This is a genomic window from Pseudomonas ovata (assembly GCF_003131185.1).
Taxonomy (GTDB): Bacteria; Pseudomonadota; Gammaproteobacteria; order Pseudomonadales; family Pseudomonadaceae; genus Aquipseudomonas; species Aquipseudomonas ovata.
The window spans coordinates 1-1862 of sequence record NZ_QFFU01000052.1 but is presented as its reverse complement, the minus strand read 5'-3'; the positions used below and the strand labels follow the sequence as shown (position 1 = coordinate 1862).

The 1862-nt window shown below is 54.8% G+C and carries 2 protein-coding genes; one reads left to right on the top strand and one right to left on the bottom strand.

Annotation, left to right across the window (positions count from 1 at the left end):
* Positions 1 to 537, top strand: a 537-nt coding sequence (locus DGA31_RS29370; protein WP_152035097.1) for an integrase core domain-containing protein, incomplete at its 5' end; no start/stop codon positions are given.
* Positions 538 to 1394: 857 nt separating this feature from the next.
* Here the strand turns inward: DGA31_RS29370 and DGA31_RS29365 are convergent.
* Positions 1395 to 1862: IS66 family transposase (locus DGA31_RS29365; RefSeq protein WP_152035096.1), on the bottom strand; the 468-nt coding region annotated here is incomplete at its 5' end.

Genomic DNA, 1862 nt, shown 5'->3' with positions numbered 1-1862 from the left:
CGGCACGAAGGCCGTATTGCCGTGAAAACCAGCGATACGCGTTGGTGCTCGGACGGCTTTGAGTTTCGCTGCGAGGACGGCGCCAAACTGAGCGTGACCTTCGCCCTGGATTGCTGTGACCGTGAAGCCATCGGCTGGGTCGCGAGCCCGACCGGGTACAGCGGCGATGATATCCGCGACTTGATGCTGGAAAGCGTGGAGAAGCGTTTTGGTGACCAACTGCCGACTACGCCAGTGCAGTGGTTAAGCGACAACGGTTCGGCATACACCGCTGAACAGACGCGCGCATTTGCCCGGCAGATCGGTTTGCAACCGGTAACGACACCGGTGCGTAGCCCGCAAAGTAACGGCATGGCCGAGAGCTTCGTAAAGACCCTCAAGCGTGACTACGTGGCGCATATGCCCAAACCGGATCGAGAAACGGCGCTGCGTAACCTGGCCATTGCCTTCGAGCATTACAACGAGCAGCATCCACACAGCGCCTTGAAATATCGCTCACCGAGGGAGTTCAGGCGCTTGGCGCAAGCATCAATTTAACGGGGAGTTGGTGTCCGGTTTTGTAGGGGCTAATCCATCGGAGGCCGGACGCTATCATTGCCGCTTGTTGCGCTCCCTCATTACGCTTTTCGAGGCATCTCCTTTTCACTAGATCGCGATAAAGACAAACAGAATAAGGTTTCAGAAGTCGACCGATTGCTCGCGCATACCTCAAATAATCCGCTGACTCTGAATCAGATATCCGTTGAGGTTCGACACTATGGGTCGACGGGTGAAGATCTTCGTTATCGCGAGATGTGCCCGTTGTTCTCCAGGGAGTGGGAACGCTCCGTGTGCTCGACCGAGTGGTCTGCCTTATCGTTGGCACTACATAGCCCGTTCTCGATCATAGACCTGAGCAAACTGGATACCAGTGCTGAAGATTGGCGAGAATGCACGAAAGGTATTCGAGCCAGCGCAGATCGCTTGCCCAAAGCTAACGGAGACATCGTCGTTCTGTGCCAAATAGACCAATCCCATGTCGACAGACCCATTCGACGTCTAGCGGTGATGCGGATTGACGGAGCCCTCGGAACGTCATGGACAGTACTGGATTATAAAAATGGCCTTGAGTCCATTGAGGAAGCGACTAAACGAGAAGGCCGGGCTATGCGATACTTTATTAATTATGCGCTAGGCCCCCACGAAGATTTCTCCAAGCTCCATGCTTTGACGTGCAAGATGCGTCGCCCAGGCTCTTTTAAAAATGCCAGCTTTGACGATTGCCGGAGGTGATTTTTGATATGGCCAAGGGGCTTCTACCTTTTGGCGGCCACAACAAAGTGCTTCTGCAGCGACCAGATTGCTTCCATGTAAGCGCTCCATAAACCCCACTTGGCTAAAGATAGGTAAAGCGCTTAGCTGTGAAGTCGAGGTTCGCAGTTCCACGGCAGCAAGGCTTCGTAATCCTCTACCGATGTCGCCGTTGGCAAACGTTCAAGTGCGTGGTGCAGCCACGCATAGGGCTCCTGGCCGTTGGCTTTGGCAGTCTCGACCAGGCTGTACAGTTGAGCACTGGCCGTCGCGCCCTTGGGCGTGTCGCTAAACAGCCAGTTCTTTCTTCCGATCACGAAGGGGCGGATAGCGCGTTCAGCTGTGTTGTTATCGAGCGGCAGGTAGCCTTCCTCAACGTATCGCTCCAGCTTGCTCCAGTTACTTGCGAGGTAACTGATGGCTTTGCCCGGGACATTCTGGGCAGTGACCTGTGGCTGCGTCTTTTCGATCCAGCTTTTCAACTGAGCCAGTATCGGCAGGCTATGTTCGTGACGGCCGTTTTTACGGTCAGCATCGCTACTGGCCTTCAAGTCGCGCTCGATGCCGTAAAG